Annotated in this window: 16 protein-coding genes; 10 read left to right on the top strand and 6 right to left on the bottom strand. The window is 70.4% G+C overall.

Annotated features, from left to right (window positions below):
• Nucleotides 1-565: uroporphyrinogen-III C-methyltransferase (cobA, locus tag F3J10_RS24595; protein WP_167243199.1), on the bottom strand; the 565-nt coding region annotated here is incomplete at its 3' end.
• A 622-nt stretch (nucleotides 566-1,187) separates the two neighbouring features.
• Here cobA and F3J10_RS24590 point away from each other — a divergent pair.
• The 4 genes from F3J10_RS24590 to F3J10_RS24575 are packed head-to-tail and all read left to right on the top strand — an operon-like array spanning nucleotide 1,188 to nucleotide 9,766.
• Nucleotides 1,188-2,510: an MFS transporter gene (locus F3J10_RS24590; RefSeq protein ID WP_167243198.1), complete on the top strand. Its 1,323-nt coding sequence runs from the start codon at nucleotides 1,188-1,190 to the stop codon at nucleotides 2,508-2,510.
• A gap of 25 nt (nucleotides 2,511-2,535) precedes the next feature.
• The gene (gene nirB / locus F3J10_RS24585) at nucleotides 2,536-5,094 is read left to right on the top strand and encodes a nitrite reductase large subunit NirB (protein WP_167243197.1); all 2,559 of its coding nucleotides are present in this window, start codon (nucleotides 2,536-2,538) and stop codon (nucleotides 5,092-5,094) included.
• 36 nt (nucleotides 5,095-5,130) lie between these two features.
• Nucleotides 5,131-5,514 (top strand): nitrite reductase small subunit NirD, encoded by a 384-nt coding sequence (nirD, locus tag F3J10_RS24580; RefSeq protein ID WP_166914889.1) that lies wholly within the window; start codon nucleotides 5,131-5,133, stop codon nucleotides 5,512-5,514.
• A 58-nt stretch (nucleotides 5,515-5,572) separates the two neighbouring features.
• Nucleotides 5,573-9,766, top strand: a complete 4,194-nt coding sequence (locus tag F3J10_RS24575) for a bifunctional nitrate reductase/sulfite reductase flavoprotein subunit alpha (RefSeq protein WP_167243196.1) — start codon at nucleotides 5,573-5,575, stop codon at nucleotides 9,764-9,766.
• 119 nt (nucleotides 9,767-9,885) lie between these two features.
• Here the strand turns inward: F3J10_RS24575 and F3J10_RS24570 are convergent, their stop codons facing one another.
• Nucleotides 9,886-11,880: a gamma-glutamyltransferase family protein gene (locus F3J10_RS24570; protein ID WP_025099128.1), complete on the bottom strand. Its 1,995-nt coding sequence runs from the start codon at nucleotides 11,878-11,880 to the stop codon at nucleotides 9,886-9,888.
• A gap of 426 nt (nucleotides 11,881-12,306) precedes the next feature.
• Here F3J10_RS24570 and F3J10_RS24565 point away from each other — a divergent pair, with 426 nt between their 5' ends.
• A complete protein-coding gene (locus F3J10_RS24565) occupies nucleotides 12,307-13,821 on the top strand; it encodes an acetyl-CoA hydrolase/transferase family protein (RefSeq protein ID WP_013690444.1) in 1,515 nt (504 codons plus the stop codon).
• Between the two features lie 150 nt (nucleotides 13,822-13,971).
• Here the strand turns inward: F3J10_RS24565 and F3J10_RS24560 are convergent, their stop codons facing one another.
• Entirely contained in the window at nucleotides 13,972-14,181 is a 210-nt protein-coding gene (locus tag F3J10_RS24560) for a hypothetical protein (protein ID WP_167233800.1), read from the bottom strand.
• Nucleotides 14,168-14,437 carry a hypothetical protein gene (locus F3J10_RS24555; RefSeq protein WP_025099131.1) on the bottom strand — a complete coding sequence of 90 codons (270 nt, stop codon included), beginning with the start codon at nucleotides 14,435-14,437 and terminating at the stop codon, nucleotides 14,168-14,170. The genes F3J10_RS24560 and F3J10_RS24555 overlap by 14 nt, the downstream gene beginning before the upstream one ends.
• Before the next feature lie 457 nt (nucleotides 14,438-14,894).
• Between F3J10_RS24555 and F3J10_RS24550 the strand changes: the two genes are divergently transcribed.
• Nucleotides 14,895-16,631 carry a cyclic peptide export ABC transporter gene (locus F3J10_RS24550; protein ID WP_167243195.1) on the top strand — a complete coding sequence of 579 codons (1,737 nt, stop codon included), beginning with the start codon at nucleotides 14,895-14,897 and terminating at the stop codon, nucleotides 16,629-16,631.
• Nucleotides 16,632-16,688: 57 nt separating this feature from the next.
• On the opposite strand, the gene F3J10_RS24545 is transcribed toward F3J10_RS24550, so the two are convergent.
• Nucleotides 16,689-17,312, bottom strand: coding sequence for a nitroreductase (locus F3J10_RS24545; RefSeq protein WP_167243194.1), 624 nt, complete (start codon nucleotides 17,310-17,312; stop codon nucleotides 16,689-16,691).
• A gap of 46 nt (nucleotides 17,313-17,358) precedes the next feature.
• Nucleotides 17,359-17,562: a hypothetical protein gene (locus F3J10_RS24540; protein ID WP_167243193.1), complete on the bottom strand. Its 204-nt coding sequence runs from the start codon at nucleotides 17,560-17,562 to the stop codon at nucleotides 17,359-17,361.
• Between F3J10_RS24540 and F3J10_RS24535 the strand changes: the two genes are divergently transcribed.
• The 4 genes from F3J10_RS24535 to F3J10_RS24520 all read left to right on the top strand — a co-directional run.
• Nucleotides 17,561-18,052, top strand: a complete 492-nt coding sequence (locus tag F3J10_RS24535; protein ID WP_060002151.1) for a Fur family transcriptional regulator — start codon at nucleotides 17,561-17,563, stop codon at nucleotides 18,050-18,052. The two genes, F3J10_RS24540 and F3J10_RS24535, sit on opposite strands and share 2 nt — an antisense overlap.
• A gap of 308 nt (nucleotides 18,053-18,360) precedes the next feature.
• Nucleotides 18,361-21,036 carry a penicillin acylase family protein gene (locus F3J10_RS24530; protein WP_205200438.1) on the top strand — a complete coding sequence of 892 codons (2,676 nt, stop codon included), beginning with the start codon at nucleotides 18,361-18,363 and terminating at the stop codon, nucleotides 21,034-21,036.
• A gap of 282 nt (nucleotides 21,037-21,318) precedes the next feature.
• The gene (locus F3J10_RS24525; RefSeq protein ID WP_167243192.1) at nucleotides 21,319-22,572 is read left to right on the top strand and encodes a DNA repair exonuclease; all 1,254 of its coding nucleotides are present in this window, start codon (nucleotides 21,319-21,321) and stop codon (nucleotides 22,570-22,572) included.
• A 3-nt stretch (nucleotides 22,573-22,575) separates the two neighbouring features.
• Nucleotides 22,576-24,758, top strand: a 2,183-nt coding sequence (locus F3J10_RS24520) for a YhaN family protein (protein ID WP_167243191.1), incomplete at its 3' end; no start/stop codon positions are given.

The following is a 24,758-nucleotide window of genomic DNA, read 5'->3' as shown; positions in this document are numbered from 1 at the left end:
GCGGGAGCGTGCCGAGCAGGCTGGCGGCGACGCGCTCGATGCGGCTCATGCCCATGTAGATCACCAGGGTGGTGCCGCCGGCCGCGAGCGCGGCCCAGTCGGGCTCGCCGTGGTCCTGCATGTGCGCGGTGACGAAGGTCACGCCCTGGCAGTGACGGCGATGCGTGAGCGACACGCCCAGTTCGGCGGCCGCCGCGAAACCGGAGGAGATGCCGTTGACGATCTCGACCGGCACGCCGGCCGCGTGCAGGGCGGCCAGTTCCTCGCCGGCGCGGCCGAACAGCAGCGCGTCGCCGCCCTTGACGCGCACCACGTGCAGGCCGCGCAGCGCGTAGCGGCGCATCAGCTTCTCGATGAAGGCCTGCGGGGTGGAGCGGCAGCCGCCGCGCTTGCCGACGCGCACGATGCGCGCTTGCGGCGCGAGCTCGGCCACGGCGGGGTCGACCAGGTCGTCGAGCAGCACCACGTCGGCGGCGGCCAGGCGCCGGGCGGCGCGGATCGTCAGCAGCTCCGGATCGCCGGGGCCGGCGCCGAGCAGGGTGACCTTGCCAGTGGGGTTCGTCATTCTCGTCAGTTCCAGTGTGGCGCACGACGCGGCGCGCGCCGCCGGAACCGCACGACGCCGCGCGCCGGCCATGCGGCCGGGCGTTCGGGACGCCGTTGTCCGGATGGGCCGCCGCGATACGCCGCGCGGCCCGGTTCGTCTGTCTTGCGTGCGCCGACATCGTTGCCGGCGCGTTTCCTTTATTGCAATAAGCGCGCCAGCTTCATTGCGGCGCGGCAAGACGCGGCCGAGAGGCCGGCGCGACGCGGCAGGCAGGCGCGCGGCCGATGGTGCCGAGCGGCCGGTGGCGGCCGCCGGATCGCGGGGCGGCACCCGCTCGCGGTGCATGACGATCGCACGTCGGCAGTGCTGCGCCGCACCACAACTGTGCGGAACTGCGTCATCGCGTGACGCGCCGGACCGGTGCAAGCGCTCGCGAAATCGCCGGAAAGCCAGGCCGGACGAGGAAAACCCTCATCTGGCACGACGCTTGCAAAGCATCGACCGGGCGCGTCAACGGCGACGTGCCCGGCAGCAACGAATACTGAGCGGCCCGGCAACGGGCTTTCTGGACAACGGCGTCCTGTGCATCCGGTCTCTCGACCGGGTTCGCAGGACGCCGTTTCGTTTTGGTAGACCCCACATGTCAAACAAGGCCACCCGCATCGATCTGTTCAGCTTCGGCACAGCGCCGATGCGTGCCTTCCACCTCACCTGGATGGCGTTCTTCGTCTGCTTCTTCGCGTGGTTCGCCTGCGCGCCGCTGATGCCGCTGATCGCCAGGCAGTTCCAGCTCAGCGCGGGCCAAGTGGCCGACATCAATATCGCCGCGGTGGCCGCCACCATCCTGGTGCGCCTGCTGGTGGGCCCGCTTTGCGACCGCTTCGGCCCGCGCCGCGTCTATACCGGCCTGCTGGTGCTCGGCGCGATCCCCGTGATCGCGATCGCCTTCGCGCACGACTACTGGAGCCTGTTGCTGTGCCGGCTCGGCATCGGCGCGGTCGGCGCCAGCTTCGTGATCACCCAGTACCACACCTCGGTGATGTTCGCGCCCAACGTGGTGGGCACCGCGAACGCGACCACCGCCGGCTGGGGCAATGCCGGCGCGGGCGCGGCCCAGGCGCTGATCCCGCTGTTCGTGTCGGCCGCGCTGCTGCTGGGCCTGGGCGACGGCTCGGCCTGGCGCGTCGCGCTGGTGGTGCCCGGCATCGCCATGCTGCTGATGGCGGTGGCGTACTGGCGCGGCACGCAGGACAGCCCGCGCGGCGATTTCGTGACGCTGCGCGCACGCGGCGAAACGGTCGAGAGCGGCAAGAAGGGCGGCTGGGCGAGCTTCGTTGCCGCGTCCCGGAACTACCGCGTCTGGATGCTGGCCATCACCTACGGCGCGTGCTTCGGGGTCGAGGTGTTCATCCACAACATCGCCTCGCTCTACTACGTGAACCACTTCCAGTTGTCGCTGCGCGACGCGGGCCTCGCGGCCGGCATCTTCGGCCTGCTGGCGCTGTTCGCGCGCGCGCTCGGCGGCTGGCTGTCGGATCGCATCGCCGCGCGCCGTGGTCTCGCGGTGCGTTCGATGCTGCTGGCGGTGCTGATCGCCGGCGAAGGGCTCGGCCTGCTGGCGTTCTCGCATGCGGGGGAGGTCGGCTTGGCGGTGCTGGCGATGGTCGCCTTCGGCCTGTTCACCCACATGGCCTGCGGCGCGACCTATGCGCTGGTGCCCTTCGTCGATCGCAACGCGCTGGGCGGGGTGGCCGGCATCGTCGGCGCGGGCGGCAACGTGGGGGCGGTGGGTGCCGGCTTCCTGATGAAGGGCGTGGGCGACGTGCAGGCCACGCTCACCCTGCTCGGCGGCGTGGTGCTGGTCACCTCGCTGTGCGCGATCGCGGTGCGCTTCAGCGCCGAGCACATGGCCCGCGAGGCCGCGCTGCGCGCCAGCGCGCTCGCCGCGAACGTCGTCAACTGATACCAGGCACACGGAGAAACCCACCATGAACCCTATCGTCGTCATCGGTCACGGGATGGTCGGCCACAAGCTGCTCGAATCGCTCGCCGCCTTGCCGGAGCAAGCCTCGCGCGTCGTCGTGCTGTGCGAGGAGCCGCGTCCCGCCTACGATCGCGTCCATCTTTCCGAATTCTTCGCCGGCAAGTCGGCCGAGGATCTCTCGCTGGTCGCGCCGGGCTTCTTCGAGGCGCATCCGCAATTCGAGCTGCGCCTGGGCACCGCCGCCGCCGCGATCGATCGCGCCGCGCGCACCGTCACGCTCGCCGACGGCGAGACCATCGCCTACCACAAGCTGGTGTTCGCCACCGGCTCCTCGCCCTTCGTGCCGCCCGTGCCGGGCCGCGATCGCGAGGATTGCTTCGTCTACCGCACCATCGAGGACCTGGTCGCGATGCAGGCCTGCGGGGCGCGCGCCAGCTCGGGCGTGGTGGTGGGCGGCGGCCTGCTCGGCCTCGAATGCGCCAAGGCGCTGCGCGACATGGGCCTCGACACGCACGTGGTGGAGTTCGCGCCGCGCCTGATGGCGGTGCAGGTCGACGAGGGCGGCGGCAGCATGCTGCGCGGCCGGATCGAGGCGCTCGGCGTGCAGGTGCATACCGGCCGGAACACGCTGGAGATCGTCGACGGCGAGGCCGGCACGCATCGCATGCGCTTCGCCGACGGCAGCCATCTGGACACCGACATGATCGTGTTCTCGGCCGGCATCCGCCCGCGCGACCAGCTCGCGCGCGACTGCGGCCTGGAGATCGGCCCGCGCGGCGGGATCGCGATCGACAGCGCCTGCCGCACCAGCGATGCCGACATCTACGCGATCGGCGAATGCGCGGCCTGGAACGGCCAGACCTTCGGCCTGGTGGCACCGGGTTACGACATGGCGCGGGTGGTCGCGCAGCAACTGGCGGGCGGCGACGCCGTGTTCGCCGGCGCCGATCTGAGCACCAAGCTCAAGCTGATGGGCGTGGACGTGGCCAGCATCGGCGACGCGCACGCGAAGAGCGCGGGCTGCCGCGTGGTGCAGTACGCGGACGGGCGTCGCGAGGTCTACAAGAAGCTGGTCACCTCGGCCGACGGCAAGCAACTGCTCGGCGCGGTGCTGGTGGGCGACGCGGCCGAATACGGCACGCTGCTGCAGATGATGCTGAACCGCATCGAGCTGCCGGCCGAGCCAGAGGCGCTGATCCTGCCGCAGTCGGACGGTGCCGCCAAGCCGGGCCTGGGCGTCGACGCGCTGCCGGACACCGCGCAGATCTGCTCCTGCAACAACGTCTCGAAGGGCCAGCTCTGCGAGGCGGTGGCCAATGGCGCGACCTCGATCGGCGCGCTGAAGTCCTGCACCGGCGCCGGCACCTCCTGCGGCGGCTGCGTGCCGCTGGTCACCCAGGTGATGAAGGCCGAGATGAAGAAGCAGGGCCTGGCCGTCAACAATCACCTCTGCGAGCACTTCGCCTACTCGCGCCAGGAGCTCTACCACCTGGTGCGCGTGGAGGGCATCCGCAGCTTCGGCGAGCTGCTGGCGAAGTACGGCAAGGGGCTCGGCTGCGATATCTGCAAGCCCACCGCGGCCTCGATCCTGGCTTCCTGCTGGAACGAGTTCGTGCTCAAGCGCGAGCACGCGAGCCTGCAGGATTCGAACGACTACTACCTGGCCAACATCCAGCGCGACGGCACCTATTCGGTGGTGCCGCGCATGCCGGGCGGCGAGGTCACGCCCGAAGGCCTGATCGCGGTCGGCCAGGTGGCGAGGAAATACGGCCTCTATACCAAGATCACCGGCGGCCAGCGCGTCGACCTGTTCGGCGCGCGCGTCGAGCAACTGCCGCTGATCTGGGAGGAGCTGATCGCGGCCGGTTTCGAGTCGGGCCATGCCTATGGCAAGTCGCTGCGCACCGTGAAGTCCTGCGTGGGCTCGACCTGGTGCCGCTACGGCGTGGGCGATTCGGTCGGCCTCGCGATCGACCTGGAGAACCGCTACAAGGGCCTGCGCGCGCCGCACAAGATCAAGTTCGGCGTGTCGGGCTGCACTCGCGAATGCGCCGAGGCGCAGGGCAAGGACGTCGGCGTGATCGCCACCGAGAAGGGCTGGAACCTCTATGTCTGCGGCAACGGCGGGATGAAGCCGCGCCACGCCGAGCTGCTGGCTTCCGACCTCGATCGCGAGACCCTGATCCGCTACGTCGACCGCTTCCTGATGTTCTACATCCGCACCGCGGATCGCCTGCAGCGCACCAGCACCTGGCGCGACAACCTCGAGGGCGGGCTCGACTACCTGATCGACGTGGTGGTCAACGACCGGCTCGGCCTCGCCGAGGAACTCGAGGCGCAGATGGCGCACGTGGTCGAGACCTACGAATGCGAGTGGAAGAAGGCCGTCAGCGACCCGGCCACGCGCCGCCGCTTCCGCCATTTCGTCAACAGCGAGGCCGCCGACACCACCATCGCCTTCGTCGAGGAACGCGGCCAGATCCGGCCGGCGACGCCCGAGGAACGCGCCGAGGCGCCGGCCGCGATCGACGCGCCGGCCGCCACCGAAGCCTTGACGGCCTGAGTGCCGCCCACTCATCACGAATTCCGGAGAACCCTGATGCAAGCACCATCGACCGTTTCGTCCACCTCGTCCGCCTCGCCCGCCTCGAGCTGGACGCCCGTTTGCCAACTGAACGACATCGTGCCGAACACGGGCGTCTGCGCGCTCGTCAACGGCGGCCAGGTCGCCGTCTTCCGCGTCGAGGCTGGCGACGGCGCCAGCGACATCTACGCGATCGACAACATCGACCCGCATTCGCGCGCCGCGGTGCTCTCGCGCGGCCTGGTCGGCAGCCTCGGCGAGCGCGTGGTGGTGGCCTCGCCGCTGTTCAAGCAGCACTTCGACCTGCGCACCGGCGAGTGCGTGGAGGCGCCCGAGAAGTCGGTCGGCGTCTATGCCTCGCGCATCGAGGACGGGCTGGTCTGGGTCGGCACGGCCTGAGCGGCGGCACGAGACTGAACGGATCGGCCGGGAACCGGCGGGCGAACACGGAGCAGGCATGGCGAGCACGAGCGTGAAGACGGTGTGTCCTTACTGCGGCGTCGGCTGCGGGATGGTGCTGCATGTCGAGGACGGCGAGGTGGTCAAGGTATCGGGCGATACCGAGCACCCGTCGAACTTCGGCCGGCTCTGCACCAAGGGCTCCTCGGCGCACGTCGCGCTGCGTCATGCCGGGCGGCTGGAAACGGCCTACCTGCGCGACGCGCGCGAGCGCGATCCGGTGCCGCTGGCGGTGGACGAGGCGATCGTCGAGACCGCGCGCCGGCTGCGCGAGGTGCTCGACACGCACGGGCCCGATGCGCTGTCCTTCTACGTGTCGGGGCAGATGTCGATCGAGGCGCAATACCTCGTCAACAAGCTCGCCAAGGGCTACATCCGCACCTCGCACGTCGAGTCGAACTCGCGGCTCTGCATGGCCAGCGCCGGCAGTGGCTACAAGCTCTCGCTCGGTGCCGACGGCCCGCCCGGCTCGTACCAGGATTTCGACCGCGCCAAGCTGTTCTTCGTGATCGGCGCGAACATGGCAGACTGCCACCCGATCCTGTTCCTGCGCATGATGGATCGCGTCAAGGCGGGCGCCAGGCTGATCGTGGTGGACCCGCGCCGCAACACCACCGCCGACAAGGCCTCGCTGTTCCTGCAGATCAAGCCCGGTACCGACCTCGCCCTGCTCAACGGGCTGCTGCATCTGCTGCACGCCGAAGGCCATGCCGACGCGGCCTTCATCGAGGCCCATACCGAAGGCTGGGAGGCGATGCCGGCCTTCCTGGCCGACTACACGCCCGACAAGGTGGCCGCCGTCACCGGCCTGGCCGAGGCCGACATCCGCCGCGCCGCGAGCATGATCGGCGAGGCGCGCGACTGGATGAGCTGCTGGACCATGGGCCTGAACCAGAGCACGCGCGGCACCTGGCATACCAATGCGATCTGCAACCTGCACCTGGCCACCGGCGCGATCTGCCGGCCCGGCAGCGGGCCGTTCTCGCTGACCGGGCAGCCCAACGCGATGGGCGGGCGCGAGATGGGCTACATGGGCCCGGGCCTGCCGGGCCAGCGCAGCCTGCTCGACGACGAGGACCGCCGCTTCGTGGAGGAGGTCTGGCGCCTGCCGGCCGGCACGCTGCGTCGCGACGGCGGCGGGGGCGGCACCATCGACATGTTCGAGAAGATGGCCGCGGGCGAGATCAAGGCCTGCTGGATCATCTGCACCAACCCGGTGGCGACCGTGGCCAACCGCGCCAAGGCGATCGCCGGCTTGCAGGCGGCCGAGCTGGTGATCGCGCAGGATGCCTTCCTCGATACCGAGACCAATCGCTATGCCGACATCCTGCTGCCGGGCGCGCTGTGGGCCGAGGCCGAGGGCGTGATGATCAACTCGGAGCGCAACCTGACGCTGACGCGGCAGGCCATCGAGCCGCCCGGCGAGGCGCGCGCCGACTGGGCGATGGTGGCGGCGGTGGCGCGCGAGATGGGGTTTCGCGAGGCCTTCGACTACGACTCGGCAGAACAGGTGTTCGACGAGATCGTGCGCTTCTCGAACCCGAGGACGGGCTACGACCTGCGCGGCGCGAGCCATCGCGCCTTGCGCGCGACGCCGCTGCAATGGCCCTGTCCGCCCGACGATGCGAACGACCGCCACCCGCTGCGCTACCTCAACGACGGCGTGAGCCAGCCGCTGCGCGTGGCCGGGGACGGCAGCGTGCCGGCCCTGGTGTTCCCGACGCCTTCGGGCCGCGCGCGTTTCCTCGCGCGGCCTCATGCCGAGGCGACGGACCTGCCCTGTGCCGAATTCCCGATCGTGCTCAACACCGGGCGCCTGCAGCACCAGTGGCACACCATGACCAAGACCGGCAAGGTGGCGATGCTCAACAAGCTGAACCCCAAGCCCTTCGTCGAGGTGCATCCCGAGGACGCGGCCGCGCTCGGCATCGCCGCCAACGACAGCGTCGAGCTGCGTTCGCGGCGCGGGCGCGCGGTGCTGCCGGCGGTGGTGACCGACCGCGTGCAGCCGGGCGCGGCCTTCGCGCCGATGCACTGGAACGACGTGTATGGCGACGATCTCTGCGTCAATGCCCTGACCAGCGACGCCGTCGATCCGATCTCGCTGCAACCCGAACTGAAATTCTGCGCGGTGTCGCTGACGCGGGTTGCGTCCGCGGCCGCCGTCGCGCCGGAGCAAGCCGCCGGCGCGACCCCTGAATCGAACCCGCAGGCCGCCGCTCCGATCGCGGCGGCCGCGCACCAGGAATCGACCATGTCCGCAGCTCTCGACACCTTCGCGGCCGCGCTCGGCCTGCAGGATCTCGCCGCGCCGCGCCTGAGCGATGCCGAACGCGTCTATCTCGCCGGCTTTCTCAACGGCCTGCGCGCCGCGCCCGCCGATGGCGTGCCGGTGCTGCCGGGTAACGCGCCTTGCGCGCCGGCCACGCGCCTGTGGCTCGACGGCATGCTGGCCGGGCTCTACAGCCGCGCGCCGCGCGCCGAGTTGCCGGCCGTGCCCGGTGCCGGCTTGTCCATCCCGGGCGCGGGCGGCGCGATCGAGGCGCAGGATGCCGCCGCCGGCGTGCGGATCGTCCATGCGCGGCCGAAGGTGGTGCTGCTCTGGGCCTCGCAGACCGGCAACATCGAATCGCTGACCGAGCTGTACGCCACGCTGCTGATGAACTCGGGTTTCGAGATTCGCGTGGCCTGCATGGCCGATGCCACGCCCGCCGTGTTCGCGAACGCGCAATACGCGCTGTTGATGACGAGCACCTTCGGCGACGGCGACGCGCCCGACAACGGCGCCGCGTTCTGGGACGCGCTCGCGGCCGAGGGCGCGGCGCGCGTCGAGGGCCTGCGCTACGCGGTGCTGGCCTTCGGCGACCGCAACTACGACGCGTTCTGCGGCCACGGCCGCCGGCTCGACGCGCGGCTGGCCGAGCTGGGCGGCGAGCGCCTGGGCGAGCGCGTCGATTGCGACGTCGAATTCCAGCCCGCCGCCGATAGCTGGCTGGAGCGCGTGATCGCGCGCATCAAGGCGGTCGACGCGGCGCTGCACGCGGTGCCCGACGGCGGCGCGATTCCCTCGCTGCTGCCCACCAAGGCGCGGCCGGCGGCCTCGAAGCTGGTGGCCAACCTGAAGCTGAACCAGCCCGGCGCGGCCAAGGACACGCGCTACCTGTCGCTGTCGACCGAGGGCACCGCGCTCGAATACGAGGCGGGCGACGCGCTCGGCATCTGGCCGACCAACTGCCCGTCGGTGGTCGACGAGCTGCTGGGCCTGACCCGGCTCTCGGGCGACACGCCCGTGACGGTGAGCGGCGTCGGCGACGTGCGGCTGGCCGATGCGCTGGGCCGGCATCTCGACATTACCCGCCCGCATCCCGATGCGCTCGCGCTGATCGCCGAGCGCAGCAGCAACGGCGCGCTGAAGTCGCTGCTGTCGGACGAGCGCAAGGGCGATCTCAAGAACTGGTTGTGGGGGCAACAACTGGCCGACGTGCTGCACGAATTCCCGGTCGATCTGTCGGCGGCCGAGCTGGTCGGCATGCTCAAGCGGATCCAGCCGCGCCTGTATTCGATCGCGTCGAGCCCGGCCGCGCATCGCGACGAGGTGCACCTGACCGTCTCGGCGGTGCGCTACAGCAACGGGCGGCGCGATCGCAAGGGCGTGGCCTCGACCTTCCTGGCCGATCGTGCCGGCGACGGCGGCGTGCCGGTGTTCGTGCAGAAGTCCGCGCACTTCCGGCCGCCCGCGAGCGGCGAGGTGCCGATCGTGATGGTCGGGCCCGGCACCGGCATCGCGCCGTTCCGCGGCTTCCTGCACGAGCGGCGCGCGCGCGGCGCGAGCGGGCGGAACTGGCTGTTCTTCGGCGAGCAGCACGCGGCTACCGATTTCTACTACCGGGACGAGCTGGCCGCGATGCGCGAGGACGGCCTGCTCACGCACCTGGACCTGGCCTTCTCGCGCGACCAGGAAAGCAAGGTCTACGTGCAGGACCGCATGCGCGAGCGCGGCGCCGAGCTGTGGTCCTGGCTGGAGGCCGGCGCGCATTTCTACGTTTGCGGGGATGCCTCGCGGATGGCCAAGGATGTCGACCTGGCGCTGAAGGACGTGGTCGCCGCGCACGGCGGCATGGACGAGGCGAGGGCGGGGGAGTATGTGGCGCGGATGTCGAAGGAGCGGCGGTATCTGCGGGATGTGTATTGAGAGGAACCGGCCTGCGCGATGCCGGCCGGTTCGGCGCGCCGCTGCCACGCGGCGCCGAATGCCTGGGCGGTTCGCCGCGATGCCGGTCGGGCAGCGTGGCGAAGCGCATCGTCACCCCGTCAGGGCGTGATCGTATCCCCCAGCACCACCCCCTCGCGACGCGGATCGGTGCCGCCTTGCAGCAGGTTCGTGCCGTTGCGCTGGATGCGCAGCACGGTGTTCACGCCGCTGGCCTGCGCCGAGGTCGAGACGGTGTGGCCGAGCGCCTTGAGCCCTGCGATCAGCGGATCGTTCGCGCCGTTGTTGCTGGTGTCGACGTTCGGATGCTCGCCGCCGATCGTGGTGGTCGGGCTGTTGCTGGCGCCGAAGTCGATCAGCCCGGCCGATTGCTGCGCGTCGAGCCCCCAGTCGAGCGTGCCGACCAGCGTCTTCAGCACGTATTGCGGGATCGTGCCGCCGCCGGGCGAGCCGGTCGCCATCACGAAATCGCCCTTCGAGCCGTCCGCCGCGACCTTGAACACGATGGTCGGCGCCATCGAGCTGCGCGGCCGCTTGCCCGGCTGCACGCGATTCGCGACCAGCGCGCCGGTGCCGTCGGTGGGCGCCGCCGAGAAGTCGGTCAGCTGGTTGTTGAGCAGGAAGCCGTGCGTCATGTGGAACGAACCCATGCTCGACTCCACCGTGGTGGTCGCGCTCAGCACGTTGCCGTCGCCGTCGACGATGGTGAACTGGTTGGTGCCGTGCTCGATCAGGGTGGTATCGACGCCGAGCGGAATCGCGCCGAGATCGCCGGGCTGCGCCGTGCCCATGCTCCTGGTGGTGCTGATCAGGGCCGCCCGCTGCTTCAGGTAGGGCTTGTTCAGCATGGTGTCGGCGCTGCCGCCGGGCAGCGGGATGAAGTCCGTGTCGGCCACGTACTTGTCGCGGTCGGCATAGGCCAGGCGCTCGGCCTCGGTGATCAGGTGCACGCCCTGCACGCTCGGCTTGCCGCCTTCGAGGTCGATCGCCGCCGGGCCCATCGACTTCAGGTCGAAGTTCTCCAGGATGCCGAGCGCCGAGGCCACCGCGATCCCGCCCGACGACGGCGGCGGCATCCCGCAGACCCAGTAGCTGCCGCGATAGGTGGTGCAGATCGCGTCGCGGCGCTTGGCCTGGTAGGCCGCGAGGTCGGCCAGGGTGGTCTTGCCCGGGGTGATCTTCGAGCCGTCGGCAGCCGTGGTGGTGGCGATCTTGGCGACGATGTCCTGTGCGATCGCACCCGTGTAGAGCGCATTCGCGCCGTTCTGTGCCATCTGCGTCAGCGCATCGGCATAGGCGGGATTCTTCAGCACGGTGCCGAGCGCCTTCGGCGAGCCGTCGGCGTTGAAGAAGTAGGCGGTGGCCTCGGCGTCGCGCTTCAGGCTCGCGGCGTTCGAGGAGATCGCGGCCGCCAGCCGGCCGCCGATCGGGAAGCCGTTGCTGGCCAGCGAGATCGCATCGCCGAACAGGTCGCGCCACGGCAGCTTGCCGTGGTCGCGCTGCAGCAGCTCGATCAGGCGCGGCACGCCGATGGTGCCGATCGAACGCCCGCTCGCGCGCGCGCTCGGCACCGGCGCGGACTGGTCGCTGGTGTCGTCGACATAGCGCAGGTAGTTCTCGGTGGCGGCGGCCGGTGCCGTCTCGCGGCCGTCGTAGGCCTGCAGCGTCTTGTTGCGCGCATCGAAGTACAGCAGCACGCCGCCCGAGCCGAGCCCGGTCGCCTCGGGCACGGTCAGGCCGAGCACGGCCTGCACGGCCACCGCCGCGTCGGCGGCGGTGCCGCCCTTGCGCAGCACCGCGCAACCGGCCGCGCTCGCGTAGGCGTTCGAGGTGGCCACCAGGTAGCTTTTCGCGGTGATCGGCTTGAGGCCCTTGCGATAACCGGAAGCGGGCTCGGGCAGGGACGGGTCGCCGGGCTGGCTCGAACCGACCACGGCGGTCGAGCCGCTGCTGTCGATCGCCAGGCAGGTGGAATCGGTGGTGGCGGGCGGGGTGGAGGCGGCGGGGGCGGATGTTTCGGTGTCGCCACCGCATGCCCCCATCAACGTGGCCGCGAGCACCGCGGAAACGTAGGGCAGGAGTCTGGGCTTGTTCATCGGATCGCGAGAGGGATTTGTTTTGTGAATTGGCGCCGCGCGTCGTCTCATGCGGCAAAACGCGCCGATCGATAGTTGCCGAAAATATTTCAATTGGCAATCGGAAGTATTTCCAGTCCACAACGCTGGCTTACGGCGGAGACACAATCCCGGCGGGGCCCGGTGCGGCATGAAGCATTCGGAAGCGGCTCGGAAGCGACCCGTTTCGCGTCGTGTTGCATGCCGTTGGCGCCCGGATACCGAGCGAATCCGGCAATGCAGTTTTGCAGCACGGCGCCTCTATGCCGGCGGCGCCCTGGGCGATACTGCGCGCCGTGTCCTGCCCTCGGCCTGCCGCCGCAAGCCGCCAGGCCACGCGCCGCTTCCGAGACACCCCCGCCGCGGCGCCGCTCGACGCGATACCAACAGACCCGTTCGATTTCCGCCATGCCCACATCCCGAATCCTTGCCGAATCCCTGCGCTCCCTGATCCGCACCGCCGACGAAGCCGCCGCGCTGATCGCGCCGAACATGACGGTCGCGATGAGCGGCTTCACCGGCTCCGGCTACCCTAAGGCCGTGCCCGCCGCGCTGGCGACGCGCATCTCGGCCGCGCATGCGCGCGGCGAGGACTTCCGGATCAACGTGCTGACCGGCGCCTCGACGGCGCCCGAACTCGATGGCGCGCTGGCCAAGGCGGACGGCATCTCGATGCGCCTGCCGTATCAATCGGATCCGATCCTGCGCGAGAAGATCAATGCCGGCGAACTCGACTACCAGGACATCCACCTGAGCCATGTCGCGCAATACGCCTGGTTCGGGCTGTTCGGCGACCTGGACGTGGCGGTGGTGGAAGTGGCCGGCATTCGCGAGGACGGGCTGCTGATTCCCTCGGCTTCGGTGGGCAACAACAAGACCTGGCTCGACCAGGCCAAGAAGGTGATCCTCGAGGTGAATACGCGGCAGCCGCTCGGCCTCGACGGCATGCACGACATCTACTACGGCACCGCGCTGCCGCCGCATCGCAAGCCGATCCCGCTGGTGGCCGCCGACGACCGGATCGGCGAACCCTACCTGCGCTGCCCGGCCGAGAAGATCATCGCGATCGTCGAGACCGACGCGCCCGATCGCAGCAATGCCTTCAACGCGCCGGACGCCACCTCCAAGCAGATCGCGGCCCACCTGATCGACTTCCTGCGCCACGAGATCGGCCGCGGCCGCCTGCCGGCGAACCTGCTGCCGCTGCAATCGGGCGTGGGCAACATCACCAACGCGGTGCTGGCCGGGCTCGGCGAGGGCGGCTTCACGAACCTGAGCGCCTACACGGAAGTGATCCAGGACGGCATGCTCGACCTGCTCGCCAACGGCACGCTGAGCTTCGCCTCGGCCACCGCGCTGTCGCTGAGCCCCGAGGCGGTGAAGCGTTTCGCCGACGACATCGCGCTGTTCCGCTCGAAGATCCTGCTGCGCCCGCAGGAGATCAGCAACCACCCGGAGCTGGTGCGCCGGCTCGGCTGCATCGCGATGAACGGCATGATCGAGGCCGACATCTACGGCAACGTGAACTCGACGCACGTGATGGGCACGAAGATCCAGAACGGCATCGGCGGCTCGGGCGACTTCGCGCGCAACGGCTACCTGTCCTGCTTCATGTCGGCGAGTACAGCGAAGGGCGGCACGATTTCGCGGATCGTGCCGATGGCCAGCCATGTCGACCACACCGAGCACGACGTGGGCGTGGTGGTGACCGAACAGGGCCTGGCGGACTTGCGCGGGCTGTCGCCGCGCCAGCGTGCGCGCAAGATCATCGATACCTGTGCGCATCCGGACTTCCGCCCGATGCTGGCCGACTACTTCGAGCGCGCGAGCCGCGAGAGCTTCGGCAAGCAGACGCCGCATCTGCTGGGCGAGGCGCTGTCCTGGCACGAGCGTTTCGTGCGCACGGGCAGCATGAAGCCCTGAGCCCCTGAAACGCGGTAGACATGGCGAGCGGTGCAAGGCCGCTCGCCCGATTCAGGCATGTTCCTGCGAGCGGCGCCGCAAACCCCGGCCGCCGCGCGAAGCGCGAAACCGGCGTATCCCTTCATGCCGGCCTTTCCCCGCCGTTCATTCTCAGGCCGCGCCGGCGAGCGGCTCCGCCAGATCCACCTCGGCCCCGATGCGCGTGGCGTCGCGATAGTCGCGATAGGACGTTGCGTGCCGCGCATGACGCTTCGGTGCGCCGAGCGTGAAGGCACGGCGGCGCGACGCCTCGCCCGAACGGGAGGCCAGCGTGGTGGCAATGGAGACGCGCCAGCCGGCGCAAGGCTCAGCGGGCCGCATGACTGGCGAGATGCTGACGGATCAGCGCGAGGTAGTGATCGCCGACGGAGTGATCGGTGGCGGCGCGGCGTACCGGACGCTGGATCGTGAGCGGCGGCCGCAGCCCGAGATAGCGGCACAGCGCCGAGACATAGGGCTTGCGCGTGCGCCCGAGCTGATGCAGCGCCCGCGCGACGCGGATATCACCGGCCTGGCTGCGCAGCCAGGCGAAGACCTGGCGGTCGGTGTCGTTGACAAGTCGTACGCGATGTTCCATGGCTCACCTCGATACTGGTTATCAATACAGTGCTGTAAATATATCCAGTATTTTAGGCGCGCACAATCGAAACAAACGGGGCCGGACAGTTCCGGCCGAACGGCCTGTCCAGGGCCCGTCACGGGCTGCCCCGAAGGCGCCGAAAGCCGCGCCGGCCGGCGCGGAAACCCGCTTGCGGCGCGTCGGCGCGGTTGCCATTTCGGTGCCCAGCTAATATCATTCGCGAGTTGCAAATAAGAATCATTATCGCGGTGGTGCGTCCGGGCCGGGCATTCCACGAGCGGATTCGGCCGGCAGTCGAGAGCGCATCCCAATCCGGCCGGCGCCAGGAAGGGCAGCCCGGCGGTTCGCGCGGCCGCGGGATCGCGTTACGCTACGCGCCATGGCAGTCGCCCGAGCCGGGCACCGGCCCACGCAAGGCATCACCAGAACACACCATGAACTCGAGGAAACACGGATGACTCGCGACCAGCGCGACACCCAGCGCGCGAACTACGGCGGCACGCTGATCCAACTGCTGCGGCCGTTCCTGCCGATCACGCTGATCGCGACCCTGCTCGGCATCGCGGGCGGCCTCTGCACCGCCTGGCTGCTGTCGGTGATCAATACCAGCCTGCATGCGCCCGAGGGCATCGGCACGAAGACGGCCGTCACCTTCGTCGCGCTCTGCCTCGTCACGCTGTTCTGCAGCGCCGTCGCCGGGATCGGCAACAGCGTCACGGGCCAGCGCATCATCGCCGCGCTGCGCAAGGACATTTCCGCGCGCATCGTCTGCGCCCCGGTGGCCGCGCTCGAACGCTACAAGACGCACCGCCTGCTCTCGACGCTGAACAGCGACGTCGAGACCGTCAGCGCCTTCACCTTCAGCTTCCCGAACTTCGCCGTCGCGGCGGCCGTCGCGGCCGGCTGCGTGGCCTACATGCTGGTGCTCTCGCCGGTGCTGTTCCTGATCGCGCTGGTGGCGATCATCGTCGGCGCGCTGATCAACCAGTACGCGAGCCTCAAGTGGGGGCAGTACTACCGCGGCGTGCGCGGCGCGCAGGACGACCTGCAGAAGCAGTACCGCGCGATCACCGAAGGCGCCAAGGAACTGCGCATCAACCGCGACCGGCGCCAGCGCGTGTTCGGCGTGCGCCTGGCGGGCGCGGCAGACCAGGTGGCCGACCTGAAGATCAAGGCGATGCGCCTCTATTACGGCGCGAGCGCCTCGGTCACCACGCTGTTCTTCATCGTGATCGGCGTGCTGCTCCTGCTGCAGCAGCGCCTGGGCGTGTCGCCCGAGGTGGTCAGCGGTTTCGTGATCGTGCTGCTCTACGTGCGCGGCCCGGTCGAGACCATCGCCAGCAGCCTGCCGGCGCTGAGCCAGGCGCGCATCTCGTTCCAGCGGATCGCCGAGCTGACCGAGCAGTTCACCAATCGCGAGGCGCGTCTGCTCGACGGCGAGGCGCCGGCGCCGCTGGCCGAACTGCGCGAGATCGAGCTGCGCCGCGCGTCCTGGGAATTCCCGGCGGTGGGCGAGCAGCCGCCGTTCCGCCTCGGCCCGATCGACCTGCGCATCGAGCGCGGCGAGATGCTGTTCGTGATCGGCGAGAACGGCAGCGGCAAGACCACCCTGATCAAGCTGCTGCTCGGGCTCTACGAGGCCGGGCAGGGCGAGCTGCTGTTCAACGGCGAGCCGGTGCCGGCCGAGCGCATGGACGCTTACCGGCAGCTGTATTCGGCGGTGTTCGCCGACTATCACCTGTTCGAGGACCTGGTGGTGCACGATCCGGCGCTGGTCGCGCGCGCGCAGGCCTATCTGGAGCAACTGGAGATCGCGCACAAGGTGAAGATCGAGGACGGCGTGTTCTCGACCATCGATCTATCCACCGGGCAGCGCAAGCGCCTGGCCCTGGTGCACGCGATGCTCGAGCAGCGCCCGATCATGATGTTCGACGAATGGGCGGCCGACCAGGATCCGACCTTCCGCCGCGTGTTCTACACCGTGTTCCTGCCGGAGCTGAAGCGTCAGGGCAAGACCCTGATCGTGGTCTCGCACGACGATCGCTACTTCCACGTGGCCGATCGCGTGATCCGCATCGAGCGCGGCCAGATCATCCAGACCGCGCGCGGCGATGCCTTCACCTACGAGGATCGCGGCAGCACGCGCCTGGAGGACCTGGCCGCCACGCACGACAGCGCCCGCACGCATTGACGCCGGGCGCGATGCCCGGGCCGCCGGGCGGCCCGGGTTCATCCAGCCGGATCGACCTCAGATCGACGAACGACCGAGCCACTCGCGCACGTGATCGGCGCGCGAGGGACGCGGCGGCGGCGCATCCTGCGACACCGGCGTGCCGACCAGCAGGAAGCCGAGCAGGCGATCGCCGGGCTCGAAATCGAGCGCGGCGGGCAGTTTGGGATCGTAGCTGTCGTCGCCGGTGATCCAGAACGCGCCGTAGCCGAGCGCATGGATCGTGTTCAGCATGTTCATCGTCGCGGCGCCCGTCGAGAGCAGTTGCTCGACCTCGGGGATGCCGCCTTCCTCGCGGATCGCGGCCGCCACGGCGATGATCAGCGGCGTCGAGCGGGCCGTGTCGCCGCGCGATTCGAGTTCGTCGCGCGTGAGTTGCGGCTCGCGCGCGGCGGCCAGTTCGACCAGCACCTCGGCCAGCTCGGCGCGGGCCTCGTCGCGGATCAGCGCGAAGCGCCAGGGGCGCAGTTGCGCATGGTCGGGCGCGCGCATCGCGGCGTCGAAGATCAGCTCGATCTCCTCGTCGCGCGGTGCCGGCTCGGCGAGCTGGAAATGCGATTGTCGCGACAGCAGGATGTCGACGAGCGCGCGGCCGGCCGGGACGGCGGCATGGGCGAGGGTGGCGGGACTGGCTTGCGTCATGGTCGGAGTGCTCCGTTGTTCGAGGTCGCAATATGATGCGCAACTGTCACAATTTATGCAAATGATTCTCATTTGCATTTTTGTCGGTTATCGTAATACCCATGCGCGGCGAGGGCTCGCCGTGCAGCCGTGCCGGTGTGGTGCCTTCGGGCCGCGCCGGATTTTCCCGGACCACGGATTTCGCCGAAGCCGCCGCGCCGATGCGCGCGGCGGCTGGCCCGGCAAGTCCGCTCTTCGACGATTCATCCATGCCGATGCCGGTACTCGAACAATTGCAGGGAGCGGGGCTGCGGGCGACCTTGCCGCGCGTGAAGGTGCTGGAGTTCTTCGCGGCGGCGGGCCCGCGCCACGTCAGCGCCGAGGATGTGTTTCGCCACCTGATGGCCGAGAAGATCGACATCGGCCTCGCCACGGTGTATCGCGTGCTGTCGCAATTCGTCGAGGCGGGCATCCTGACCAGCGGCACGCTCGACGGCAACCGGCACGTCTTCGAGCTCAACGACGGCAAGCGCCACGATCACATCATCTGCCTGAGCTGCGGCAAGGTGGACGAGTTCTCGGACCCGCTGATCGACGGCCGCGAGAAGGCCGCGGCCGATGCGCTGGGCTACCTGCTGACCGGTCACCATCTCGTGCTGCACGGCTACTGCGCCGATTGCCGGCCGAAGCAGCGGCCGGCGCCCGGCGAGGCTGCGCTGGCCGGCGCGGCCGGGCACGAGGACCGGCAGGGCGCGGGCTGAACGGCCCGCTCGCGGCCGGCCGGCGCTGGGAGGATGATCCTGCAGGAGTCTCGCGGATCATTTCGGAATCGAGGATGATCGTTGTGCCTGCAACGATATATCATGCGGGTCGATTCATCGCGTGGCGGGATTCGCGGCAGCCGTCACCGATGTTCAATCGCGTCATCGCACGCGTCTCATAACAACAAATCAATAGTCCGACTGGGGATAGGGCGAAGCCTGCCTGCCAAGCGCGGGCGCTTCGCATTCGACATCACCGGCCGCGCGCGAGGGCTCGCTCGCGGCATGGCATTACGGATTGAATCAGCATGTTCCTATCAGTTTCAACGAAGCGGCGCGGCGCGATTGGCCGATCCGGCCGGCTGCTTCGTCATGGCCTGGCTGCGCTGTCGCTGTTGGCGGGGCTCGCGGGCGTGGCCGCGATTGCCGGCTGCGCCGGCTCGGCACCGGCGTCCGGCATGGCCCGGGTCGAGACCGGCGGCGGCGACACGGTGCTGATCCGGCGCACCGCCGACGGCATCCCGCACATCGAGGCCGGCGATTGGGAGGCGCTCGGTTATGGCTACGGCTATGCGCAGGCCAGCGACAACCTCTGCACCATGGCCGAGGCCTTCGTCACTTATCGCGGCGATCGTTCGCGCTATTTCGGCGCCCAGGGCAAGCCCGCGGCACGCTCGACGCTGGGCGAGCCGACCAACCTCGATTCCGATTTCTTCTTCCGCCTGGCCGATTCGGCGGGCAGCATCGAGCACTATCGCGACAGCCAGTCCGAGCGGTTCCGCCAGCTCGTGCGCGGTTTCGCGGCCGGCTACGACCGTTACCTCGGCGAGCTTCGCGCGGGCGGCGCGCCGGGGCGCCACCTGGCCTGTCGCGCGGCGCCCTGGCTGGCGGACATCTCCGATGCGGATATCTATCGGCGCCTGAACGCGGCCAACCTGGCCGGCGGCGAGGCGCGCTTCGTCGAGGCGATCGCCAACGCGCATCCGCCGGCGGCCGCCCAGGCGGCTTCACCGAGCGCGCGGCAGCCCGCCTCTCGACCGGTCCCGCAGCCCGCTTCACCGGCCGCCTCGCAGCCTGCCCTGCAACCCGCCCCGCATGCCGTCCGCGATACCGCCCGCGATACCGCCGCGCTCGCGCTGGCCGGGCTCGACCCGAACCAGTTGCATGTCGGCGGCCATTACGGCATCGGCAGCAACGGCATGGCCTTCGGCCGCGACGCGACGGGCGGCGAGCCGATCCTGTTCGGCAATCCGCATTGGTTCTGGAGCGGCCCGGACCGCTTCTACCAGGCGCAGCTGACGATCCCGGGCCAGCTCGATGTCAGCGGCGCATCCTTCCTGGGCGTGCCCGTGATCATGATCGGCTTCAACGACGAGGTGGCCTGGACCCACACGGTATCGAGCGCGCGTCGCTTCGGCGTGTTCCAGCTCCGGCTCGCCGACGACGATCCCACCCAGTACCTGATCGACGGCCGGCGCGTCGCGATGCGGCCCGTCACGCTGAAGGTGCCGGTGCGGCAGCCCGACGGCACGCTGGGCGGGGTGACGCGCACGCTCTACACCACCGAATACGGGCCGGTGGTCGACCTGTCGTCGTGGTCGCCGGCGCTGGGCTGGACGCGTGGGCAGGCCTTCGCGCTGCGCGACGTGAACAGCGACAATCACCGGATCTTCCAGACCTTCCTCGATTTCGGGCGCGCGGGCTCGCTGGATGCCTTCGTCGCCACCTTGAAGACCTCGGCCGCGATGCCCTGGGTCAATACGCTGGTGGTCGGGCGCGGGCAGCCCGAGGTCTGGTATGCCGACGTCGGCAACGTGCCGGACGTGCCCGATACGCTGGCCGATCGCTGCACCACGCCGCTGGGCAAGGTGGTCGACGCGAAGCTGCCGGGCGTGCCCTTCCTCGACGGCTCGCGCGCGGCCTGCGCCTGGCACGGCGACGCCGCCGCGGTCCAGCGCGGCTCGATGCCGGCCGCGGCGATGCCCTTGCTGGCCCGGCGCGACTTCGTGGCCAACATGAACAACAGCTACTGGCTCGCCAACCCGGCGGCGCCCTTGAGCGGTTTTCCGCGCGTGATGGGGATCGGCGTCGCGCCGCTCGACCTGCGCGCGCGGCTCGGCCTGCAGCTCGCCGGCCAGGCCGCCGCGCCGGAGCAGGGCGCCGCCCGCAAGCCGCTGACGGCCGCCGAGGTGCGCCGCTTCACGCTCGAGGGCGATACGCTGGCCGCCACGCTGTTCAAGCGGCCGGTGCTCGACCAGGTCTGCGCGACGGCGCGGATCGCGGTCGCGCGCGATCCGCTGAGCGGGGCGAGCTTCACGCCGCCGCGCACGGTCGAGACCGCCGACGCGTGCCGGATCCTGCGAGCCTGGAACGGCGCGGCCGAACGCGACGCGCGCGGTGCCTATCTGTGGGATCGGTTCTGGGAGCGCGCCCAGAAGATCGACGCCGGCAAGCTCTATGCGAAGCCCTTCGATCCGGCCGATCCGCTGCACACGCCGGCCGGCATCCGCGCGGGCGAACCGGCCGTGGCCGAGGCCTTCGGCGCGGCGATCCTGGCCGTCGGCGAGGCGGGTTACGCGCTCGACGCGACGCGCGGCGAGACGCTCTACCTGACGCGCGACGGCGTGCCGGTGCCGCTCTACGGCGGCTGCTCGGGCCTCGGTTATTTCGCCTCGGTCTGCCACTACGGCGAGAGCCGGGCGAACGCGCCGATCTCGGCCGACACGGTCGGCGGCAACAGCTATCTGCAGGTGGTGAGCTTCGACGCGCATGGCGCCGATGCCTACACGCTGCTCGCGCATTCGGAATCGGACGATCCGGCCTCGCCGCATTTCGCCGACGGCACGCGCCGTTACGCGGAGCGCCGCTGGCTGCGCGTGCCGTTCGACGAGCACGAGATCGCCGCCGACCCGCAACTGCAGGTGACGCGGCTGACGATGCCCGCCGCGCCGGACCGGCCACGCCCGGCCGTCGCAGTGCGCTGAGCGTCGCGGGCGAGGGCCGCCGCGCCGCACGCGAGGCCCATTCAAATCGCGTGAGTTCGCGTGCGATAGGCGGGCCGCCTACCCGCTATCGCGCCGTCCTTGCACGGGGATCGGCCCGGCCCCGTCCCGGCCGCCCGACCGATCCCCGCGCGCCGTTTTCCCTTCCCGCCGCGATTGCCCTCTACAATCCGGGAACCGTGCCGGCCCGCGCCGCGCTTGGTCGCCCAGGCGATCGGCGCGCGGCCCGGCCATTCCCCACCGATTCGAACGAGAGGACTCGCCGTGAAGTTCATCCACGCGGCCGATATTCACCTGGACAGCCCCCTGCATGGCCTGAGCGCGTATCCCGATGCGCCGGCCGCGCAGCTTCGCAATGCCTCGCGCGAGGCGCTGCGCGCGCTGGTCGACCGCGCCATCGAGGAAGCCGTGGCCTTCGTCGTGATCGCGGGCGACCTGTACGACGGCGACTGGAAGGACCACAACACCGGCATCTTCTTCGGCCAGCAGATGGGTCGGCTGCGCGGCGCCGGGATCCCCGTCTACCTGCTGTGGGGCAACCACGACGCCGAGAGCGAGATGAGCAAGAAGCTGACGCTGCCCGACAACGTGACGGTGTTTCCCTCGCGCAAGGCGGCGACCTTCCGGCTCGACGAGCTGAAGGTCGCGCTGCACGGCCAGAGCTTTCGCGACAAGTCCGTGACCGACAACCTGGCGATCGCCTATCCCGATCCGGTGCCGGGTCATTACAACATCGGCGTGCTGCACACGGCGCTGGAGGGTTACGCGGCGCATGCGAACTACGCGCCGTGCTCGCGCGCCGAACTGCATGCCAGGGGCTACGACTACTGGGCGCTCGGCCATGTGCATGAATTCCAGCAATGGGACGAGGCCTCGACCATCGTGTTCCCCGGCAACCTGCAAGGGCGCCATATCCGCGAGACGGGCCGGCGCGGCGCGGTGCTGGTCGAGGTGGACGGCGCGCGCACGCGGGTCGAGCGGCTCTTCATCGACGTGCTGCGCTGGGAGGCTGTGGAGGTGGACGCGGGCGACTGCGAGACCATCGAGGCGCTGGCGCAGAAGACGGGCCGCGCGCTCGAAGCCTTGCTCGCCAGCGACGGCGAGGTGCCGCGCGCGGTGCGCGTGACGGTGACCGGCGCCTCGCCGCTGCACGGCCAGTTGTTCGGGCGCGCGGCCGAACTGCGTGCCGAGGTGCTGAACCAGATCGGCATCATCGGCAACGAGCGGCTCTGGCTGGAGAAGGTCAAGCTGCGCACCGAGCCCCCGGCGGCCGCGGCCGAGCACGGCGAGGCGCTCGAGGCGCTGGAGGACCTGAAGCGGATCCTCGCCGAGGCGGTCGACGATCCCGATTTCCTCGCGAGCCTCGATCGCGAGCTGAAACCCTTCGTCGGCAAGGTACGCAGCGAGGTGCGCGGCGAGGACGTGCCGATGCTGTCGAAGGCGCGCTCGGGTGAGCTGTCGGCGCTGGTCGGCCAGGTCGGCGAGTCCTTGCTGGCGCGTCTTGCGCGGGGGGAATGAGCGATGCGGATCCGTCAACTCGATCTGTTCAAGTACGGCAAGTTCACCGACGCCACGCTGCGTTTCCCGGCCGCCGCGCAGGATTTCCACGTGATCGTCGGGCCCAACGAGGCCGGCAAGTCGACCGTGCGCACCGCCGTGTCGGAACTGCTGTTCGGCATGAAGCAGCGCACGCCGCTCGATTTCCTGCACGACACGCCGGAGCTGCGGCTCGGCGGCCTGCTCGATCATGCCGACGGCGCGCTGGCCTTCCATCGCGCGCGCGGGCGCACGTCGCTGCGCACGCCCGAGGACGGCAAGCTGCCCGACGACCATCTCGACGCCGTGCTCGACGGCGCGACGCGCGAGTTCTTCGAGCAGATGTTCGGGCTCGACCACGAGCGGCTGGTGGCCGGCGGGCGCAGCCTGCTCGACGCCTCGGACCGGCTCGGGCAGGTGCTGTTCGAATCGGCGGCCGGCGTCGGCAGCCTGGGCCCGGTGCGCGAGGAGCTGGAGGCGCTGCGTGCCGGCCTGTGGGCGCCGCGCGCCACGCGCTCGAGCTTTGCCCTGGCGGAAGCCGATTTCTCCGCGGCCAGCAGCGAACTGAAGGCCGTCCAGGTGCGCACCCGCGACTGGACCGAACGCCAGGACGCGCTCGACGCGGTACGTCGCGAGATCGCCGAGGCCGACGAACGGCGCCGGCAGGTGGACCGGCTGCGCTCCACGCTGGAACGCGTGCGCCGGCTCGCGCCTTATCTGCATGGCTGGCGCGAGAAGGCCGCGCAACTGGCGGAGCTGGGCGGCGTGGTCGAGCTGCCATCCAGCGCGACGGCCGACTTGCTGGCGGCGCGGGAAAAACTCGCGGTCGGCACCAAGGGCCTCGAATTCCATCGCGAGGACCTGGCCCGGCGGCAGGCCGCGCGCGAAGCCATCGTCGCCGATCCCGAGGCGCTGAAGTTCGCCGCCGAGATCGACGCGCTGGCGGCGCTGAGCGCGAGTTGCGCGGCGCATGAGAAGGCGCTGCCGGGCGTCGAGGCGGCGCGGCGGCAGCATCTCGACGCGGCTGCCGCGGCGGCCGGGCAATTGGGCTGGCCGCGCGAGGAAGCGGGCTTGCGCGCCGCGCTGCCGTCCGCGCTGGCGCTCAAGACGGTCGGCAACCTGCTGCGCCGCCAGGGCGGGCTGGCGCAGGCGCTGGCCGGCGCACGCGATGCGCTCGACGAACGCGAGCGCGCGCTCGATCGGCTGCACCGGCAACGCGAGGCGATCGTGGTCGAGGCCGTGCCCGATGCGCTGCGCCTCGCGCTGGCCGAAGCCCAGGCCCATCGCCACGGCGACGCGAAGGAGCGCACGCAGGAGCAGGCGCGAGGCGAGGCCGCCCACGCACTCGAGGAGGCGCTCGACCGGCTCGGCCGCTGGCGCATGCCGGTCGAGCGGTTGCGAACGCTGGACCTGCCATCGGCGCAGCGCCTGAACGCCTGCCAGAAGGCCGACAGCGAGGCGGCGAGCGCCGCCGCCATGGCGCGCGGCGTGCTGGGCGAGGCGCGCGAGCGCTTCGAGAAGATCCGCTTGCAGGAGCAGCACTTCGCGCAGGGCAATCACGTCGTCACCAGCAGCGAGGTGCGGGCCGCGCGCGAGCAGCGCGACCAGGCCTGGGGCGAGGTCAAGCGCGGCGCGCTGGCCTTGCGCGACGGCGCGGCGGCGGTCGACGACGCGATCCGGCATGCCGACGTGCTGGTCGATTCGCAGCTCGATACCGTGCAGGCCGCGGCCGAACTGCAATCGCTGCGCCAGCAGCGCGAAGCGGCGCAGGCCGAATTGGCGCGCCGCGAAGCGGACCTGGCCGAGGCGACGCGCTCGCTCGACGCGACGCGCCAGGCCTGGGCCGATCTCGCGGCCGGCGCGGGCCTGCCCGGCATCGCGCTCGACGATATCGGCGCCTGGCTCGCGCAACGCGATGCCGCGCTCGCCGCGCAGCAGAAGCTCGACGCGCTGGTACGCGAGCTGGAAGCCGCGCGCGCGGAGCGCAGCCACGCGCAGCAGGCGCTGGTCACGGCGCTGCTGTCGGTGGCGCCGGGCACCGAGGCCGACTCGCTGGGCAAGTGGATCATGTCGGCCGAGGCCTTCGTGCAGGCCGCCGAGCGTGCCGCCGAACAGCGGCGCGGCCACGACGAGCGGGTGGCCGAGGCCGGGCACCAGCGCGAGGCGGA

Origin of the sequence: Burkholderia sp. Cy-637 (genome assembly GCF_011753175.1) — a bacterium.
GTDB classification, from domain to species: Bacteria; Pseudomonadota; Gammaproteobacteria; order Burkholderiales; family Burkholderiaceae; genus Burkholderia; species Burkholderia gladioli.
The sequence above is the reverse complement of the archived record's forward strand: the minus strand, read 5'-3'. Positions and strand labels throughout refer to the sequence as shown.

Bases quoted from the DNA above. Each gene is read 5' to 3' on its own strand.
- F3J10_RS24590 (WP_167243198.1), top strand. From the start codon at position 1,188: ATGTCAAACAAGGCCACCCGCATCGATCTGTTCAGCTTCGGCACAGCG.
- F3J10_RS24555 (WP_025099131.1), bottom strand. From the start codon at position 14,437: ATGGAACATCGCGTACGACTTGTCAACGACACCGACCGCCAGGTCTTC.
- F3J10_RS24570 (WP_025099128.1), bottom strand. From the start codon at position 11,880: ATGAACAAGCCCAGACTCCTGCCCTACGTTTCCGCGGTGCTCGCGGCC.
- F3J10_RS24575 (WP_167243196.1), top strand. From the start codon at position 5,573: ATGGCGAGCACGAGCGTGAAGACGGTGTGTCCTTACTGCGGCGTCGGC.
- F3J10_RS24565 (WP_013690444.1), top strand. From the start codon at position 12,307: ATGCCCACATCCCGAATCCTTGCCGAATCCCTGCGCTCCCTGATCCGC.
- F3J10_RS24550 (WP_167243195.1), top strand. From the start codon at position 14,895: ATGACTCGCGACCAGCGCGACACCCAGCGCGCGAACTACGGCGGCACG.
- F3J10_RS24535 (WP_060002151.1), top strand. From the start codon at position 17,561: ATGCCGATGCCGGTACTCGAACAATTGCAGGGAGCGGGGCTGCGGGCG.
- F3J10_RS24540 (WP_167243193.1), bottom strand. From the start codon at position 17,562: ATGGATGAATCGTCGAAGAGCGGACTTGCCGGGCCAGCCGCCGCGCGC.
- F3J10_RS24545 (WP_167243194.1), bottom strand. From the start codon at position 17,312: ATGACGCAAGCCAGTCCCGCCACCCTCGCCCATGCCGCCGTCCCGGCC.
- nirD (WP_166914889.1), top strand. From the start codon at position 5,131: ATGCAAGCACCATCGACCGTTTCGTCCACCTCGTCCGCCTCGCCCGCC.
- F3J10_RS24530 (WP_205200438.1), top strand. From the start codon at position 18,361: ATGTTCCTATCAGTTTCAACGAAGCGGCGCGGCGCGATTGGCCGATCC.
- F3J10_RS24560 (WP_167233800.1), bottom strand. From the start codon at position 14,181: ATGCGGCCCGCTGAGCCTTGCGCCGGCTGGCGCGTCTCCATTGCCACC.
- nirB (WP_167243197.1), top strand. From the start codon at position 2,536: ATGAACCCTATCGTCGTCATCGGTCACGGGATGGTCGGCCACAAGCTG.